At 71.7% G+C, this 16,952-nt stretch carries 13 protein-coding genes and 1 pseudogene; 4 read left to right on the top strand and 10 right to left on the bottom strand.

Annotation, left to right across the window (positions count from 1 at the left end):
• Positions 1 to 51 precede the first annotated feature (51 nt).
• From ACGFW6_RS33360 to mshD, 7 genes are all read right to left on the bottom strand, one after another.
• Positions 52 to 1,239, bottom strand: coding sequence for a CHAD domain-containing protein (locus ACGFW6_RS33360; RefSeq protein WP_393518354.1), 1,188 nt, complete (start codon positions 1,237 to 1,239; stop codon positions 52 to 54).
• Entirely contained in the window at positions 1,220 to 3,511 is a 2,292-nt protein-coding gene (locus tag ACGFW6_RS33355) for an RNA degradosome polyphosphate kinase (protein ID WP_393518351.1), read from the bottom strand. The genes ACGFW6_RS33360 and ACGFW6_RS33355 overlap by 20 nt, the downstream gene beginning before the upstream one ends.
• A 285-nt stretch (positions 3,512 to 3,796) precedes the next feature.
• On the bottom strand, positions 3,797 to 4,714 hold the full coding sequence (locus ACGFW6_RS33350; RefSeq protein ID WP_393518348.1) for a hypothetical protein: 918 nt from the start codon (positions 4,712 to 4,714) through the stop codon (positions 3,797 to 3,799).
• Positions 4,711 to 5,712 (bottom strand): ABC transporter permease, encoded by a 1,002-nt coding sequence (locus ACGFW6_RS33345; protein ID WP_393518345.1) that lies wholly within the window; start codon positions 5,710 to 5,712, stop codon positions 4,711 to 4,713. Before ACGFW6_RS33345 ends, ACGFW6_RS33350 begins: the two co-directional genes overlap by 4 nt.
• Positions 5,709 to 6,596 (bottom strand): ABC transporter ATP-binding protein, encoded by an 888-nt coding sequence (locus ACGFW6_RS33340; RefSeq protein ID WP_393518342.1) that lies wholly within the window; start codon positions 6,594 to 6,596, stop codon positions 5,709 to 5,711. Before ACGFW6_RS33340 ends, ACGFW6_RS33345 begins: the two co-directional genes overlap by 4 nt.
• Positions 6,593 to 6,979 (bottom strand): GntR family transcriptional regulator, encoded by a 387-nt coding sequence (locus ACGFW6_RS33335; protein WP_125527029.1) that lies wholly within the window; start codon positions 6,977 to 6,979, stop codon positions 6,593 to 6,595. The genes ACGFW6_RS33340 and ACGFW6_RS33335 overlap by 4 nt, the downstream gene beginning before the upstream one ends.
• A gap of 111 nt (positions 6,980 to 7,090) precedes the next feature.
• Positions 7,091 to 8,017 carry a mycothiol synthase gene (mshD, locus tag ACGFW6_RS33330; protein WP_393518339.1) on the bottom strand — a complete coding sequence of 309 codons (927 nt, stop codon included), beginning with the start codon at positions 8,015 to 8,017 and terminating at the stop codon, positions 7,091 to 7,093.
• A gap of 206 nt (positions 8,018 to 8,223) precedes the next feature.
• On the opposite strand from mshD, the gene ACGFW6_RS33325 reads away from it, so the two are divergent.
• The 4 genes from ACGFW6_RS33325 (at position 8,224) to ACGFW6_RS33310 (ending at position 13,564) form a co-directional block, all read left to right on the top strand.
• Positions 8,224 to 10,041 (top strand): bifunctional metallophosphatase/5'-nucleotidase, encoded by a 1,818-nt coding sequence (locus tag ACGFW6_RS33325; protein ID WP_393518336.1) that lies wholly within the window; start codon positions 8,224 to 8,226, stop codon positions 10,039 to 10,041.
• Between the two features lie 117 nt (positions 10,042 to 10,158).
• Positions 10,159 to 11,394, top strand: coding sequence for a DUF2993 domain-containing protein (locus tag ACGFW6_RS33320; protein ID WP_393518333.1), 1,236 nt, complete (start codon positions 10,159 to 10,161; stop codon positions 11,392 to 11,394).
• A gap of 169 nt (positions 11,395 to 11,563) precedes the next feature.
• Positions 11,564 to 11,689 carry a hypothetical protein gene (locus ACGFW6_RS33315; protein WP_255345799.1) on the top strand — a complete coding sequence of 42 codons (126 nt, stop codon included), beginning with the start codon at positions 11,564 to 11,566 and terminating at the stop codon, positions 11,687 to 11,689.
• Positions 11,690 to 11,797: 108 nt separating this feature from the next.
• A complete protein-coding gene (locus ACGFW6_RS33310; RefSeq protein ID WP_393518328.1) occupies positions 11,798 to 13,564 on the top strand; it encodes an ABC transporter ATP-binding protein in 1,767 nt (588 codons plus the stop codon).
• A gap of 25 nt (positions 13,565 to 13,589) precedes the next feature.
• Here the strand turns inward: ACGFW6_RS33310 and ACGFW6_RS33305 are convergent, their stop codons facing one another.
• From ACGFW6_RS33305 to ACGFW6_RS33295, 3 genes and pseudogenes are all read right to left on the bottom strand, one after another.
• Positions 13,590 to 14,363, bottom strand: a complete 774-nt coding sequence (locus ACGFW6_RS33305; RefSeq protein ID WP_393518325.1) for a carbonic anhydrase — start codon at positions 14,361 to 14,363, stop codon at positions 13,590 to 13,592.
• Between the two features lie 129 nt (positions 14,364 to 14,492).
• Positions 14,493 to 16,560: pseudogene (locus tag ACGFW6_RS33300) on the bottom strand (pectinesterase family protein).
• A 69-nt stretch (positions 16,561 to 16,629) separates the two neighbouring features.
• A complete protein-coding gene (locus ACGFW6_RS33295; RefSeq protein WP_393518323.1) occupies positions 16,630 to 16,920 on the bottom strand; it encodes a hypothetical protein in 291 nt (96 codons plus the stop codon).
• Between the last annotated feature and the right edge of the window lie 32 nt (positions 16,921 to 16,952).

The raw sequence follows: 16,952 nt of genomic DNA, 5'->3' as shown, positions 1-16,952 counted from the left end.
TCCTTCGGGTCTACCTGTGGTCAGGGGTTCCCAGGGCGAGCCTCAGGATCGCTAAGGCGTGCCCACGGTCTGCATCTGCCAGCACTGCTGGAACGCGAACCGCGCCGCCTCCACCTCGTGCCGCTGGTCGGCGTGCAGCACACCGAGGGCGTAGGCGGTGGCGGGAGCGATGCGCGGAGTGCGCGCGGCCTGGGCCGCGGCGGCCGCCGCCTCGGAGGCGTCACGGTGCCGGTTGAGGGACTGGCCCGCCGTGAGCAGCCGTACGTCCACCTGCGCGGAGTCGCCGTGCAGGACCTCGCGGGCGTAGCGGTGCAGGCGCAGCAGCAGGCGGACCTGGTGCCAGGGCGCGTCCTGCGGATGCGGGGCCGGGTCCGGGGAGAGGCCGTGGATCAGCGCCTCGGCGTTGTACGGGCTGCCGGCGGTCACCAGCGGCAGCGCCGCCACCGCGTCGGTGAGCCGCTCCTCGGCCGCGCCCGCCAGAGGGCGCAGGCCGGTGGTGGCCGCGGCCGGGGTGAGCGGGACCTCGCTGGCCAGTACGGCGATGCTGTCGGCGACCGCGTGGAAGCGGGAGGAGCCGAGGGCCTGGAGGGCGGTGCTGTGGGCCCGCGTCCGGGCCAGGGTCAGCTGGCGTTCGAGCAGGGCGCCCGCTTTTGCCGCGCCGACCGTGAGATTGCCGCGTTCCGGGGTGGCCGCCGGGTGGGCCGGGGGCCCGGCGTTGCCGGATGCCGCGGCGCCTACCCGCGCCGCCCCGGCGGTACGGCTGCCCGCGGCCACGTCGGCGCCACCGCCGGCCGTCTCTCCCGCGCCGGGCATGCCGAGCACGCCCGCCTGCGCCGGCAGCACGGCCGCGCCCGACAACCGGTGCAGCGCCAGCAGCAGCCGCTCCAGGCGGGCCGCGTAGGCGTGCTCCATCGCCAGCGTGCCGGACAGCCAGGCCAGTTCGGGGCGGATGGCCTCCGACCAGTCGGCGTCCAGCAGCGGCCGGAACGTGTGCAGGCTGGCGCTGATACGGCGGGCGGAGCGGCGCAGGGCCCGTGCCGCGTCGACGGACTCCTGCGTGCCGTTCTCCCCGGCGCGCGCCTTGGTTCGCGCCGGGGCACCTCCGTCGCCGCCGGTCTCCCGGTGCAGGCGCAGGGCTCGCAGGAACTCCGTGGCCTGGGCGCGCAGGTAGCCCGCGAGGGCGTCCCCGGACACTGTCCCGGCCGTGGGGTCCGTCGGATCAAGGTGTTGCTGTGCCACGCCGGCGCCTCCGGGCGTCTATGAGCATCTCCTGGACGTTGCGCAGGGGCTGGCCCTCCGCGTCCGTCGCGTGCCTGGTCCACTCGCCGTCCGGGCCCAGGTGCCAGGACGCGGTGGTGTCGGACATACCGGTCTCCAGGAGCCGGTTCAGTGCGGCACGGTGGGCCGGGTCGGTGACCCTGACCAGGGCCTCGATACGGCGGTCGAGGTTGCGGTGCATCATGTCGGCGCTGCCTATCCACACCTCGGGTTCGCCGCCGTTGCCGAAGCCGAAGACCCGGGAGTGTTCGAGGAAGCGGCCGAGGACCGAGCGGACGCGGATGTTCTCCGACAGTCCGGTCACGCCCGGGCGGATCGCGCAGATGCCGCGGACCCAGATGTCGACCGGCACGCCCGCCTGGGACGCGGCGTAGCAGGCGTCGATGATCGCCTCGTCGACGATGGAGTTGACCTTGATGCGGATGTAGGCGGGACGCCCGGCACGGTGGTGCTGGACCTCCTTGTTGATCCGCGCGATCAGCCCGTCACGCAGGGACTTCGGGGCGACCAGCAGCCGCCGGTAGGTCTCCCGCCGCGAGTAGCCGGACAGGCGGTTGAACAGGTCGGACAGGTCCGCGCCCACCTGCGGGTCGGCGGTCAGCAGGCCCAGGTCCTCATACAGCCGCGCCGTCTTCGGGTGGTAGTTGCCGGTGCCGACGTGGCTGTAGCGCCGCAGCGTCTCGCCCTCCTGGCGGACCACCAGCGACAGCTTGCAGTGCGTCTTGAGGCCGACCAGGCCGTAGACGACGTGGCAGCCGGCCTCCTCCAGTTTGCGCGCCCACTTGATGTTGGCGTGCTCGTCGAACCGGGCCTTGATCTCGACCAGCACCAGGACCTGCTTGCCGGCCTCGGCGGCGTCGATGAGCGCGTTGACTATGGGGGAGTCGCCGGAGGTCCGGTACAGGGTCTGCTTGATCGCGAGGACGTCCGGGTCGTCGGCCGCCTGCTCCAGGAAGGCCTGCACGGACGTGGAGAACGAGTCGTACGGGTGGTGCAGCAGCACGTCCCGGTTGCGCAGCGCGGCGAAGATGTCCGGCGCGGACGCCGACTCGACCTCGGCGAGATCGCGATGGGTGCCCGCGACGAACTTCGGGTACTTCAGCTCGGGCCGGTCGATGGAGGCGATGCGGAAGAGGCCGGTGAGGTCCAGGGGACCGGTCAGCGGGTAGACCTCGGCCTCGCTGATCTTCAGCTCGCGCACCAGCAGGTCCAGGACCTCCTGGTTGATGTTCTCCTCGACCTCCAGGCGCACCGGCGGGCCGAAGCGGCGCCGCATGAGCTCCTTCTCCAGGGCCTGGAGGAGGTTCTCCGCGTCGTCCTCCTCGACCTCCAGGTCCTCGTTGCGGGTGACCCGGAAGGCGTGGTGCTCCAGGACCTCCATGCCCGGGAAGAGCTCCTCCAGGTGCGCGGCGATCACGTCCTCCAGCGGGACGAACCGGCCGGGGGAGGCCTCCAGGAAACGGGAGAGCAGCGGCGGCACCTTCACACGGGCGAAGTGCGGCGTGCCGGTGACGGGGTTCCGCACGCGCACGGCCAGGTTCAGCGACAGGCCGGAGATGTACGGGAAGGGGTGCGCCGGGTCGACCGCCAGCGGCGTCAGCACCGGGAAGATCTGGTGCCGGAACAGCGTGAAGAGGCGGGCCTGCTCCTTCTCCGTCAGCTCGTTCCAGCGGACGAGGTGGATGCTCTCCTCCGCGAGCGCGGGGGCGACGTCCTCGTGGTAGCACGCGGCGTGCCGGGCCATCAGCTCGCGGGAGCGGGCCCAGATCATCTCCAGGACCTCGCGGGGCTGGAGGCCGGACGCGGACCGGGTGGCGACACCGGTGGCGATACGGCGCTTCAGTCCGGCCACGCGGACCATGAAGAACTCGTCCAGGTTGCTGGCGAAGATCGCCAGGAAGTTGGCCCGCTCCAGGAGCGGGGTGTTCGGGTCCTCGGCGAGTTCGAGGACCCGCTCGTTGAACGCGAGCCAGCTGCGCTCCCGGTCCAGGAACCGGCCCTGGGGCAGCTGGACACCTTCGATCTCGGTGACCTCGTACGCGTCGAGGTCGGCGTCGATGTCCGGTTCCAGATCGGAGACGACCGCCGAGGTGACCGTGTGCGGGCGGTGCGCGGCTATGGAGCCCACGGAGGGCTGGGCGTTCGAATTGGCCCCGCGGCCCGAAGGGCCTCCACCAAGGGCGGCGGTGGGAGACGGGTGGGCCTTGGCCTGGGCGTTGGAGGACTGGCTCATATGCCCATTGTTCCGCGCATCGAGCCCAATGGGCGCGTCGGAAAGCGCGGGCGGGAGCGTCGCGGGGAGGCGTCGTGCGTCCCCGTTCCTCGCGCCCCCCTGTGCGGGAAGCGAAGGCTCTGGCACGGCGGCGGTCATTGGCTGAGGGTCGCAAGTCCGTCTGAACCAATGGTTACGGAGACATGGCGTGTGGGATAGCGGGGGGCGGCTCGCGAGCGTCTACGTGGCCGCACGTGTGTCCAGACCGCACGTCCCTCCCCCGGATGGAGGGACGTGCGGCGGAATCTACGGGGTGCGGCGGCGCAGCAGCCAGAAGGCGGCCAGGGCCGCGGTGGCGGCGACGGCGAGAAGGATGCCGGTCTCGACGAGCTGGAGGGGCCAGAAGTGGGACCGGGGGTGGAACGTGACGCTGCCGGTGGGGGAGCCCGTCTCCGTGTCCCAGCGGAGCGCCCAGGCCGAGCGGGGCAGCTCGGCACTGGGTTCGACTCCGCTGCGGGTGACCGTCGGCCACAGGTGCTCGCGGAACGTCTCCAGCACACCGCACAGGACGAGCGCGGCCGCGAAGCCCGCCCCGGCGGCGGGCAGGGCCCGTCCCAGCAGCATTCCGGCGAGCGCGCCGAGGGCGAGGCCGGCCAGGACGTACGCCACGGCCGTCGGGCCGGTGCCGACGAACGAGTCCGCGTTGTACCAGTCCCCGACCAGGTCGGCAGCGTCGTCCCCGCGCGCCCAGTCGTGCAGCAGGACGGTCACGCCGGTGCCTGCGGTGAGCAGCACGGCAGGAACGGCGAGCTTGGCGGCCAGCCAGCGGGCCGGGGAGACCGACTGGGTCCAGGCGAGCCGGGCGGTTCCGCTCTCCAGCTCGCGCCCGATGAGCGCGCCGCCGGCCCAGGGCGCCACGAGCAGGACCGCGTACGTCAGGACGGTGGCGATCAGGCCGATCCCGCTGGAGTAGACGTCGTCCGCGGTGATCGTCTCGACGGACGCGCAGGCGGGATAGCCGTAGCGGGCCGGCGTCGTGCACGGGACGTTGCCCTCGCGGGCCGCGTCGCCGATGGCGTACATCCAGATCAGTCCGGCCGTGGCGCCGATCAGGGCCACCGCCCAGAAGGCGAACGCCATGCGGTGCACCTGCATGAGGACCCGGACCAGGCCGCGCGGGCCGCGGGTGGCCGGGGTGGCCGGGGCGGTGAGCGTGGCCGTCATGCGACGGCCCCCGTACGCCGCTTCAGCAGCCGGAAGGCGATCAGTACCGCCAGTGCCGTCACCGCGAGGACGATGCCCGTCTCCATCAGCTGGAGGGGCCAGAAGTGGGAGGAGGGGTGGTAGTCGCGGTAGAAGCCGGCGATGTCGTGGTCGGCCAGGCACTTGGCGTTGTCGATGCACATGGGGTCCGACACCCGGGCACCGGTGGAGGTGAGCGCGCCCTCGCCGAGGACCATGCCGATGTACTCCGGGTAGCCGTCCTTGGCGGTCAGCGTCTCGACCGGCCACAGATGCGGGCGCAGTGTGCCGATCGAGGTCGCGAGCAGCGTCAGGCCCACGACCGCCGTGCCCAGTGCGGGCAGGGCCCGGCGCTGGAGCAGGCCCGCGAGGACGCCGACGGCGAGGCCGAGCAGCGCGTACGCCGTGGCGAGGGTGCCGTTGGCCTCGAACGTGGTGCCCTGGTGCCAGTCCCGTGAGCCCGTCGCCAGGAGCAGCTGTCCGTCCGTGGACCACAGCATGCGGTGCAGCACCGTGAGCGTGAGGGTGCCGGTGGCGAGCAGGGCGGCCGGCAGGGCGAGCTTGGCGGCCAGCCAGCGGGCCGGGGAGACGGACTGCGTCCACGCCAGCTGTGCCGTGCCGTTCTCCAGCTCGCGCCCGATCAGCGCCCCGCCCGCCCAGGCCGCGGCGAGGAAGGGCGCGAGGCCGAGCACTCCGGCGCCCAGGGCGCTGAAGGTGTCGTACCGGTTGTAGGCGGGACCGATGTCGTCGCAGCCGAGGACCGGCTGCCCCGAGTCGCACCCCATCCGCCGGAACTCGGCCCAGGCGGCGTCCGCCGCCGGACCGTGGGCCCACAGCAGCGCTCCCGCGCCGAAGGCCACCAGCAGCACCCAGAACCACAGCGCCGAGCGGTGCACCCGCAGCATCGTCCAGAGCAGTCCGCGCGGACCCCGGGAGGACGTGGCGGCGGTCGGCGTCTCGATGGTCGTCACGGCGGTCATACGGCGGCCTCCCGCACGTCGTCGAGGCGCAGGACCGGGGCCTGCGGGGCGCGCAGGTGGGCCAGGACCAGCTCTTCCAGGGTCGGGGCGGTGGTCTGCCAGCCGGTGTCGAGCGGGCCCTCGGGCCGTATCAGCGCGGTGAGTTGACGGCCCGTCGTGCGGGACTCGATCACCGTGTGCGGGGCCAGGGGCGTGTCGGCCCTGCCGGTGACCAGGCGGTGCGCGGTGAGCAGGTCGTCCAGCGGGCCGGCGAGGCGGACCCGGCCCGCGCCGAGGAGCAGGAGGTGGTCGCAGGAGCCGTCCAGCTCGGCCACCACGTGCGAGGACATGACAACCGTGGTGCCGTGCTCGGCGGCGTCCGCCATGAGCGTGGCCATCAGCTGGTGCCGGGCCAGCGGGTCGAGGTCGGCCATCGGCTCGTCCAGGAGCAGCAGTTCGGGCCGCTTGCCGAGGGCGAGGGCGAGCGCGACGCGGGTGCGCTGGCCGCCGGAGAGGGTGCGGATCCTGGCGTCGGGTTCGAGTTCGCCCTCGTCGACGATCCGTTCGGCGACCTTCGTGTCCCAGCGGCCGGGGTTGAGCTCACGGCCGAAGCGCAGGGTGTCGGCGACGGTGAGCTGGGGGTGCAGGGGCTTGTCCTGGGCGACGTACGCGAGGCGTTCGCGGACCGCGGCCGGGGCCTGGCCGAGGACGGTGACGGTGCCCCCGGTGGGGCGGATCAGGCCGGCGGCGAGGGAGAGCAGGGTCGACTTGCCGGCGCCGTTCGGGCCGACGACGGCGCACACGCTGCCCGTCGGGAGCCGGAAGTCGCATCCGTCCAGCGCGGCCCTGCGCCGTCGTCCGAACGTCCTGCTCAGCCCGGCCGCCTCGATGGCGGTCCCGTTCATGACTCGTCCCCCTTGAAATGCGTGTCCAGTACGGAAGTGAAGAGAGCGTCCACGTCGTCGCGGTCCAGTCCGGCCGCGCGGGCCCGTGCGGCCCAGGCGTCCAGTTCGGCACGCAACGGCGAGTCCGCCGGCGCGGTGTTCAGTCCCCGTCGCACGAACGTGCCGAGCCCCCGCCGCGCCTCGACCAGGCCCTCGCGTTCCAGCTCGCGGTAGGCCTTGAGCACGGTGTTGGGGTTGATGGCGGTCGCCTCGACGACCTCGCGGGCCGTCGGCAGCTTGTCGCCCGGCTCCAACAGGCCCAGACGCAGGGCCTGTTTGGTCTGCTGGACGATCTGCACGTAGGTGGCGACGCCGGAGCGCCGGTCGATGCGGTACTCGACCATCCGTTCCACCACCCTTTCACTAATTGAGTAGTGAAAGGGTGGTGCAAAAGAAGGGGCGGCGTCAAGATCGCCGCCCCTTACGGGAGTTATGTCGGGTATCCGTACCCGCTGTCAGGTCTCGGTGCGGTACATCAGGTCCGTCTCGTACGTCGTGAACCCGAGCCGTTCGTACACCGACACCGCCGCCTTGTTGTCCGCGTCGACGTAGAGCATCGCGGCGGGCAGCCCCTGGGCCGCCAGGTGCCGCAGGCCGATCGAGGTCAGGGCCTTGCCGAGGCCGCCGCCCTGGGCACCGGGGCGCACCCCGAGGACGTACACCTCGCCGAGCCCCTCCTCCGCGTGGACCTTCGTCCAGTGGAAGCCGACGAGTTCGCCGTCCCCTTCCGCCAGGAAGAACCCGGCGGGGTCGAACCACGGCTCCGCCTTGCGGTCGTCGAGGTCGCGCTGGGTGAGGGAGCCCTGCTCGGGGTGGTGGGCGAAGGCGGCGGCGTTCACGGCGAGCCAGGCCGCGTCGTCCTGGCCGGGCACGAAGGTACGGACGGTGACGCCCTCGGGCAGTACCGGGTCGGGCAGGTTCAGATCGGCCAGCGGGCGGCGCATCTGACGCAGTTCGCGGAACAGGGTGAGGCCGAGGACCTGGGAGAGATGGCGGGCGGCGGAGTGCCCGCCGTGGGCCCACACCCGCAGTCGCTTGCCGGACGCGGCCAGCAGGGCCGAGCCCAGCGCGCGGCCGTGGCCGTGGCCGCGGTGCGAGGGGTGGACGACGAGTTCGGCGGCCGGGGCCTCCACCGGGTCGGTGTCCTCCAGCTGGGCGTAGCCGACGAGTTCGCCGGCGACGGTCAGCAGCAGATGCGAGACACCCTCGCGCTCCCCTCCGCGCAGCTGGAGCCGGCCCTGCTCGGACACCGCCTGCTGCCCGTCGTTCCGGGCGGACTCCGCCAGCAGCTCCAGTACGGCCTCGGTCTGCTCGGGGGCGAGCGCGGAGTAGGTCTCGATGGAACGGACGGGGAGGGGGCGTGCGGTGTCGTCGCTGGTCATGCGTACGAGGGTAAGGGGCGGTCCGGGCAAAGTCCCGGCACGGGAATCAGGGGCGGCGGCAACCTCAGAAGCAATCAGGCTGTAACCCGGAACCCCCTGTCGCGCTACGCGCGTTGACTCTAGGCTGCCGCCCGACGGGGCCATGTCATTCATGACGCGCGGGTCGGGCACGACCTGCGCGTCCTTCACGACTCGCAGGGGGGCGGATGTCAGCCACATCCCACCAGCAGCACCACCGCAGACGCCGTACGTACGCTCTGGTCGCGACCGCCGCGACCCTCGCCACCGCGGGCGCCCTGGCCGCGGCCCTGCCCGCCACGGCGTCGGCGGGCGAGAGCTCGCAGAAGCACGGCGGCGGTCACCACTTCAGCCGCTACCAGGACGTCCAGCTGCTGTCCTTCAACGACCTGCACGGCAACCTGGAGCCGCCGGCCGGTTCCTCCGGCCGGGTCACCGAACTGCAGGCGGACGGCACGACGAAGACCATCGACGCGGGCGGCGTGGAGTACCTCGCCACGCACCTGCGCCAGGCCCGTGAGGGCCAGAAGTACTCCATCACCGCGGCCGGCGGCGACATGGTCGGCGCCTCCCCGCTGATCTCGGGCCTCTTCCACGACGAGCCCACCATCGAGGCCCTGAACAAGCTCGACCTGGACGTCACCTCCGTCGGCAACCACGAGTTCGACGAGGGCGCCAAGGAGCTGTCCCGGCTCCAGAACGGCGGCTGCCACCCGACCGCCGGCTGCTACACGGACCAGAAGTTCACGGGCGCCGACTTCCCGTACCTGGCGGCCAACGTGCTCAGCGAGAAGAGCGGCAAGCCGATCCTCGCGCCGTACTGGGTGTGGAAGAAGAAGGACGTCAAGATCGGCTTCATCGGTGTGACCCTGGAGGACACTCCGGGCGTCGTCTCCGCCGAGGGCGTCAAGGGCCTGAAGTTCAAGGACGAGGTCGACACGATCAACAAGTACGCCAAGGTGCTCCAGCGCCAGGGCGTGAAGTCGATCGTCGCGCTGATCCACGAGGGCGGGCAGCCGGCTTCCGGCGCCTACAACTACAACTGTGACGCCCCCGGCGCGGGTGACGGCATCTCCGGCCCGATCGCCGACATCGCCAAGAACGTCACGCCGTCCGTGGACGCGCTGGTGACGGGCCACACGCACGCGGCCTACGTCTGCACGATCCCCGACCCCTCGGGCAAGCCCCGCATGGTCACCTCGGCCGCGTCCTTCGGCCGGCTCTACACCGACACGACGCTGACGTACGACCGCTTCACCGGCGACATCGCCCGTACGGCCGTGAAGTCCGCGAACCGCGTGGTCACCCGGGACGTCCCCAAGGCGCCCGACATGACCGAGCTGATCTCGAAGTGGAACACCCTCGCGGCGCCCATCGGCAACCGCGCGATCGGCTACATCTCCGCGGACATCCCGAGCGCCGGCACCGAGTCCCCGCTCGGTGACCTGATCGCGGACGCGCAGTTCGCCTACGGCAAGGAGCTGGACCCGGAGACGGACCTGGCGCTGATGAACCCGGGCGGCATCCGTGCGCCGCTGACCTTCGCGGCCAAGGGCAGCGAGGGCGACGGCGTGGTGACCTACGCCGAGGGCTTCGCGGTGCAGCCGTTCTCCAACACGGTCAACCTTCAGGACCTCACCGGCGCACAGCTGATCCAGGTGCTCAAGGAGCAGGTCAGCGGCACGAACGCGGCCTCCCCGAAGATCCTGCAGATCTCCTCGGGCCTGACCTACACGCTGGACCTGACGAAGTCGGGCGCGGACCGTGTGGTGGCGGACTCGATCAAGCTGAACGGTGCGGCGATCGACCCGGCGGCCACGTACCGCGTCGCGATGAACAACTTCCTCGCGGGCGGCGGCGACGGCTTCACCACGCTGGGCCAGGGCACCAACGACCTCGTCGGCACGGACGACCTGACGGTGCTGGAGAAGTACCTGACGGCGAACTCCACGGCGGCGAACCCGATCCAGCCGCCGGCGGCGAACCGGATCACGGTCGTTCAGTAGCAAGTGCCTTACCAGGCGGGATAGTTCATGCCTCAAGTAAGTGAACCGGCGTGAACTAGATCGCAAACCTCCGGTAGAGGTTGCGGGTGGGGGGCGTGCGCATGGTCGGATGGGCCGATGCGTTCCCCCCACCACATAACGGCGCATCCTTATGCAAACCCCTACGAGGAGCTCGGCGGACTGGACGAAGGCCCACCGGCCGACGGTCCGCTGGAGGAGTTCCTCGTAGCGGACACGGAGCATGCGCGGGACGAGGCGGAGGCCCAGGACGACCCCTGGGCCCCGCCCAACCACCGCAAGGGCAGCCGGCGCAAGCGGCGCGGCCGCCTCGCGGGCCTCCCCTTCGCGATGAAGGCCGTCGTCGGGATCCTCGTCGTCGCCGCCTTCCTCACCCTCGCCGACCGCTGGGCGCTGCTGTACGCCGAGCGCAGAGCGGCCGACACCCTCAAGACCCGGCTGAAACTCACGGCCGCTCCCGAGGTCGAGATCGCCGGCTTCCCCTTCCTCACCCAGCTCGCCGACGAACGGCTGGACTCGGTCAAGGTGACCGTCCCCGACCTCGCCGCCGACCGGATCTCGCTGGCCCAGGTGACGGCGACAGCGAGAGACGTACGGCTGGACACCGACGGCCCCGCCTCGGTGCGCGGCGCCGACGTCCCCCATCTGCAGGGCGACGTCCTGCTCTCCTTCGCCGACCTGAACCGCGAACTCGGCGCGTCCCAGGTGACGTTCACCGGGGAGGGCCACGACCGGGTCCGCGCGCGCGGCACCCTGCCGGTCGCCGGGCACGACCTGCGGCTGCGGGCCGAGGCCCGGATCGTGCGCAACGGCGACCGCGGCATCGCCACGCACATCGGCGGCATGCGCCTGGACATAGGGGACCTCGCCACGTACCGGCCCGGTGCCCGCACCTCGCAGGGGCTGCATCTGAGCCGGGAGTCGGTCGCCCGGCTCGCCCACGAGACCCGCAAGGCCAAGGCGCTGCTGTCCGTGCCCGCGGTCGTACGGCGCCTGGGCGTCCCCGACTCCCTCGTGCGCGAGGCGCTGCGCAACGAGTCCAAGCTCACCGAGCTGGTCGGCACCCCGCGCTTCCTGCACCAGGCGATGCGGCTGAACCTCATCGACCTGGCCCTGGACCACCCCCAGCTCCTGGCCCTCCTGGGCTTCGACCCCGCCCTGCTGGACGCCCTGCCCCGCCTCACCCGCCCCGTCCTCACCGACCAGCTCTCCCTGGGCTTCCGCCTCCCGGAACCCCCGAGCGGCCGGGTGACGCTGCGGGACGTGCGGGTGGAGAAGGACGGGATCAGGGTGCGTCTGGAGGGCGCGGGCCTGGCGGTGGGCCGCCCGAAATGAATTCTGTGTAAGGGCGATTTAGTTCCTGGAATCCTCTGAAAAGCCTTCTCAGGCGTAATTAATAGAGGTCTCAGCGGAATTGGCGATTTTCGGGTTCGGGGTCCCGTAATGTTTTCCATGTCGAAAGCGATCGACACGAAAACGAAATCCGCAGAGCAAGGAGATCTCGATGAGCTTCCACAAGGTCGCCCCGGTCAAGACGTCCCGCAAGCCCGCCCCGGCGCCGGCATCGAAGAAGAAGGCGCCCGCGAAGAAGGCGGCTCCGAAGCGGCGTCCGGTGTCCCATAAGTGCTGAGTCAGTAGCCGTACGGGACAAATAAGAATGACGGCGAGGCGGGGTCACCGGATTGCACCGGGGCCCCGCCTCCCGCATGTCCGAACGCTTCGGGAAAGGGACTTGAGCATGAGGGAAGTGCGCAACGCCTTCCGGCGGTTCTGGCCGCTGACGCGGGGCGACCGGAAGTGGCTGGTCGTCATCGTGGCCTGCGTGGTCGTGGCCGCGCTCGCCGAGACCGCGTCGATCCTGCTGTTCGCGCAGCTCACCGACCACGCGCTGAAGGCCGGCTCACTGTCGGCGTTCTGGGGTCCGGCGGCGGCCTGGCTGGGCGTCGCCGCACTGGGCGCGCTCGTCGGCTACCTGGGCAACTCGCTCGCCACCTGGACCGCCGAGAGATTCGTGCTGCGGCTGCGCGCGAAGGTGTTCCGGCACGTCCAGGACATGCCGCCGCACTTCTTCCAGCAGCACCGCAGGGGCGATCTGGTCGAGCGGCTCACCGGGGACGTCGAGGCCATCGAGCAGATGGTCGTCTCCGGTGTCGTCGGCACCGTCGCGGCCGCGTTCTCGGCCCTCTTCTACTCCGCCGCGGCCCTCTGGCTGCGCTGGGACCTCGCCCTCGTCACGTTCGTGCTCGCGCCCCTGTTCCTGCTGGCCGCCCGCCGCTTCGCCGGCCGTATCCGCACCGCCTCACAGGACGAACGGGTCGCCGACGGCTCGATCACCTCGGTCGTCGAGGAGTCCCTGGGCAACGTCGTCCTCACCCAGGCGTACAACCGCCGCCGTGCCGAGGAGAGGCTCCTCGACCGGGAGGCGCGCGCCTGGATGAAGGCGTCCGTGCGGGGCGCCCGGCTCAGCGAGATGTACGAGCAGTTCGTCGAGGTGGTGGAGACGCTCTGCGTGCTGACCGTGATCGGCCTGGGCGTCTGGGAGATCTCCGCCGGCCGGATGACCCTCGGCCAGCTCCTCGCCTTCGCCGCCTTCATCGGCTACCTCTACCCGCCGGTCCGCAACCTCGGCCAACTCGGTCTCACCCTCACCGCCGCCACCGCCGGCGCCCAGCGCCTCGGCGAGATCCTGGACGCCGAGCCCGCCGTCACCGACCCCGCCGCACCGGTCGCGCCCTGGCCGGTGCGGGGCCGGGTCGGCCTCCACCGGGTGACCTTCGGCTACCCGGCGGCGACGCGGGCGTCGGTGTCCGACCTGAGCTTCACGGCGGACCCCGGCGAGCTGATCGTCGTCACCGGCCCGTCCGGCGCCGGCAAGTCGACCACGGCCAAGCTCCTGACCCGCTTCTACGACCCGCTGTCCGGCGTGATCACCCTGGACGGCGTACCGCTGCCCCTCCTCGGCCTTGACTTCCTGCGCGAGAACGTCGCCCTGCTGCCCCAGGAGACGCTGATCCTCAACGGCACCGTCCGCGAGAACATCGCCTGCGGCCGGCCCGGCGCGAGCGCGGCGGACATCGAGCGGGCGGCCCGCGCGGCGGCGGCCCACGACTTCATCACGGCGCTCCCCGAGGGCTACGACACCCGCATCGCCCCCGGCACGGCGGCCCTCTCCGGCGGCCAGCTCAAGCGCGTCACGATCGCCCGCGCCATGCTGCGCGACGCCCCCGTCCTGGTCCTGGACGAACCCACGGCCGGCCTCGACTCGGTCGCCGCCCGCCGGATCGTCCGGCCGCTGCGCCGCCTCATGTCCGGCCGCACCACGATCGTGATCACCCACGACCTCAGCCTCGCCCCCGACGCGGACCGGATTCTGGTCGTGGACGACGGCCGGCTGGTGGAGACGGGGACCCACGCGGAGCTGACGGCGCGGGGCGGGGTGTACGCGCGGCTGGCGGGACCGTCCGGCACGGTGACCGCGGACCCCGGCGTACTCGGCCTCACCTGACGCCGAGCACGCCGGGCGACCGGCCTCAGACCAGGCGGCGGACGCGCTGGTTCGTCAGGTCGTAGCGGGCGCCGACGATCGCCAGTCGGCCGGTGGCGACCTTCGCGGCGAGGTCGGGCTCGGCGGCGAGCCGGGCCCGTACGGCACGGACGTTGACGTCGATGGTCGAGTCGACGCGGGCGTCGCCCTCCTGCGTGCGATCTATGTTCGGGGCTATCTGGTCGGCGATGTACTGGATGTGGGCCGGCAGCCGCTCCCCGGACTCGTCCGCCTCGACGGCGGCCTTCACCGCACCGCACGACTGGTGCCCGAGCACCAGCACCAGCGGGATGTCCAGCTCCAGCACCCCGTAGGCGACGCTGCCGAGCACGGCCTCGTCCAGGACCTCGCCGGCGGAGCGCACGGTCATCAGGTCGCCGAGTCCCTGGTCGAAGACCAGCTCCGGCGGTACCCGCGAGTCGATGCAGCCGAGGACGACGGCGAACGGATGCTGACCGGACGTCAGGCTCTGTCGGACCGCGGGCGACTCGTCGGGATGGCGCTCACGGAAGGTGCGCCAGCGCAGATTCCCGGCGGCCAGCTCGCGCAGGGCCTCGTCGGGCGTCTCCGGCCGATGACGGGAGGCAGGGGTGGGGGTGGGGGTGGCGGACGCGGGGGCCGTGCCGAGGGCTGCGGTGGCCCCCAGTGTCGCGGCCCCGGTGAGCCCGAACCGCAGGAGTGCGCGGCGGGCGGGAGCGGAAAGGGCTGACCGGTGGGCGGATGCGGTCGGCTGGGCGCCGACGGATCTCTCAGCGTTCACGGGCAGGAACGTACGCTCGAATGACAGGACATCAGTTCGGGTTGCCGAATCATGGCCGGACGCGGGAAACCCATGATCGGCTTTTGGCCCGCTCTTGGTGTTCTCCCGCGCCCGCCTTGACCTTCCGCCTCAGGAGGCGGTCGGCGTCCAGTCCCCGAGCCAGTCCGCGACCTCCTGGGCGGCGGCCTGGGCGTCGGTCAGCTGAGGCCGGTTCGTGCTCGCCGGGCCCGAACCGGCGCCGGTGTTCCGGTACTCGGCGAACCGGTCGTCCTTCCAGGAGAACCCGCTCATGTCGGTCCAGGGAGTGGACTTCACCGCCGCACCGAGCGTCGTGTCGCGCACCGTCGTCTGGGGGTCGAGGGTGGCGTCGCCGCCCGCGTGCCAGGGCCGGCCGAGGTAGAAGCTGGACGCGGAGACGTCGCCGCTCACGGCCGAGTTCGCGATCAGGATGCCCTTGCGGTTCGCGGCCGTGCTCGGGGCGGTGACGTACCCGCCCGAGCTGCCGTCCCAGCGCTTCTTCAGCGTGATGACGGACCGGTCGATCACGGCGGTCGCCCGCCCGAAGATGAAGTCGACGTTGCCCAGGACGTAGGAGTTCACGACGTACACCCGGCCGAGCCGGTCCTTCGCCGCCGTGTCCAGCAGCAGCGTGTCCTGGTCGCCGTCGACGATGACGCCGTCGAGGAACACCTTGTCGGCGGCGGTGCGCAGCGCGACGGCCTGATGGCCGCTCAGGTTCTGGTTCGCCTTCTCGTCGAAGTCGTTGGAGACGGTGAGGTTGCGGGCCTGGAAGTCGTCGGCCTCCACGGCGACCGTCGCGCTGCCGCCCGTGCCGTACGTCCCCGAACCGTCGGGCTTCGGCGTGCCCGCCGCGTTGTTGTAGACGATCACCGTGTCCTTGCGGCTGCCGCCGGTGCCCTGGAGGGTGACGTGCGGCTTGTCGGCCGGCACCTTCACCGTCTCGCGGTACGTGCCCGGCTTCACGGCGATCACGACCCGCGAGGCGTTGTTCGCCGGTACGGCGTTCACGGCGGCCTGCACGGTCGTGTACTGCCCGCTGCCGTCCTTGGCGACGGTCAGGGTGGTGGCGGCCTTCACGCTCACGGCGGCGCCGCCGATCGAACTGCGCGGCCCGGCACCGGCCTTGAGCAGCGAGGGCACGCTGGAGGCGGCGTCCAGCGTGTACGAGTAGTACGCCTTCGGATCGAAGGCCGCACCGCCGCTCTCGTTACGGCCGCCGGTGCCCGAGAAGACGTTGCCGCGCTGGACGAGGGCGGCGGTGGCGTCCTTGATGACGGGATTGTTCACGCCCTGGAAGTAGGAGTTCTCCAGGACCATCGCCGTCCCTCCCGCGCGCGTAGTTGCCGTACGACGACTTGATGTCGGTGCCGGCCACGTCCTCCAGGAAGTTGTCGTAGAGGTGCGCGTGGGCGGCGTTGTCGGTGGACGGGTTGCGCTGCTCGGTCTCGCGGATCCAGTTGTGGTGGATCGTGATGTCGGTGACGACGTTGTCCGTCCACCCGATCCCGAAGGCCTTGTTGTCGTCGCTCAGCCTGTTCCAGGAGACGGTGACGTTCGTGCTGTCCTTGCGGACGTCGATGAGGCCGTCGGCCATGTGGCGCAGATCGTTGTGGTCGATCCACACGTGATGCGCGCCGTCCATCTGGATCGCGTCGAAGTCGTGGTCCTTGTCGTTCCAGACACCCTGGTACGTGTCCCGGATGGTGAGGTTCCGGATGATCACGTTGTGCACGCCGGGGCCGAGGAAGAAGCCGCCGCCGACGATGTGCCCGGACGTCCCGGACCCCACGATGGTCTTGTCGGACCGGACCTTGATCTCCTTTCCGACCGGGTTCATGTCGATGGTGGCGGCCACGACGATGACGTACGGCTCGGCGGCCGTGGCGTACTTCTCCAGCTCGGCCTGCGTCCTGACGGTCACGATCTGCCCGTCGCGCCCTCCGTAAGTCCCGTTCTGACCCAGGGAGTCGACTGAGGCGAACCCGTCGGCGACGGCGGTGGCCCAGGCGGGAGCGGCGGCGGTCGCGGCGGCGGCCCGCTGCTGCGCCCCGGTCCCGAGCGGCCCGAGACCCGCGCCGTGGGCGAGCGCCCCGGCGACGGTCAGCGCCAGGGGCACCCCGACCGCCAACCCCGACCTGCCTCTGCGATGACGTGTCCTGCTGCGGTTCTCACTCATACGGCGATCCGTTCCGTGCGGGGGATGGTCCGACGGTGGGTCGCCGCGCGGCGCGCGAAGGTTGCCGGGTCACCGGTGCCGTGCCGGGATGCGGCGCCCGCGGCTGACCGCGACCCGCAGGGCGTCGTCCAGTGACTCCACGGCCCGGGTGAGCGCGAAGCGCACCGCGCGTTCGCCGGCGCCGGGGTCGGCGAGGACGGCTCGGGCGCCGGCGAGTACCTGTGCGCCCGAGTCGAGTTGGGCCGCCTCCAGGTCGTCGGCGAGCCGGGAGAGCGCGCTGTGGTCGCTGTCGGCGCTGAGATAGCAGGGGTTGCCTTCGGGGGTGGTCCAGGGAAGGAGCCGGAGTTCGTGGAGGCTCACCGGGAGCGCACCTCCGGGCGGACAGGGCGCGG

Origin of the sequence: Streptomyces sp. Y7, assembly GCF_043195415.1 — a bacterium.
GTDB lineage: Bacteria > Actinomycetota > Actinomycetes > Streptomycetales > Streptomycetaceae > Streptomyces.
Note: the sequence above shows the minus strand (reverse complement) of the source record. Positions and strands in the feature narration are given on the sequence as shown.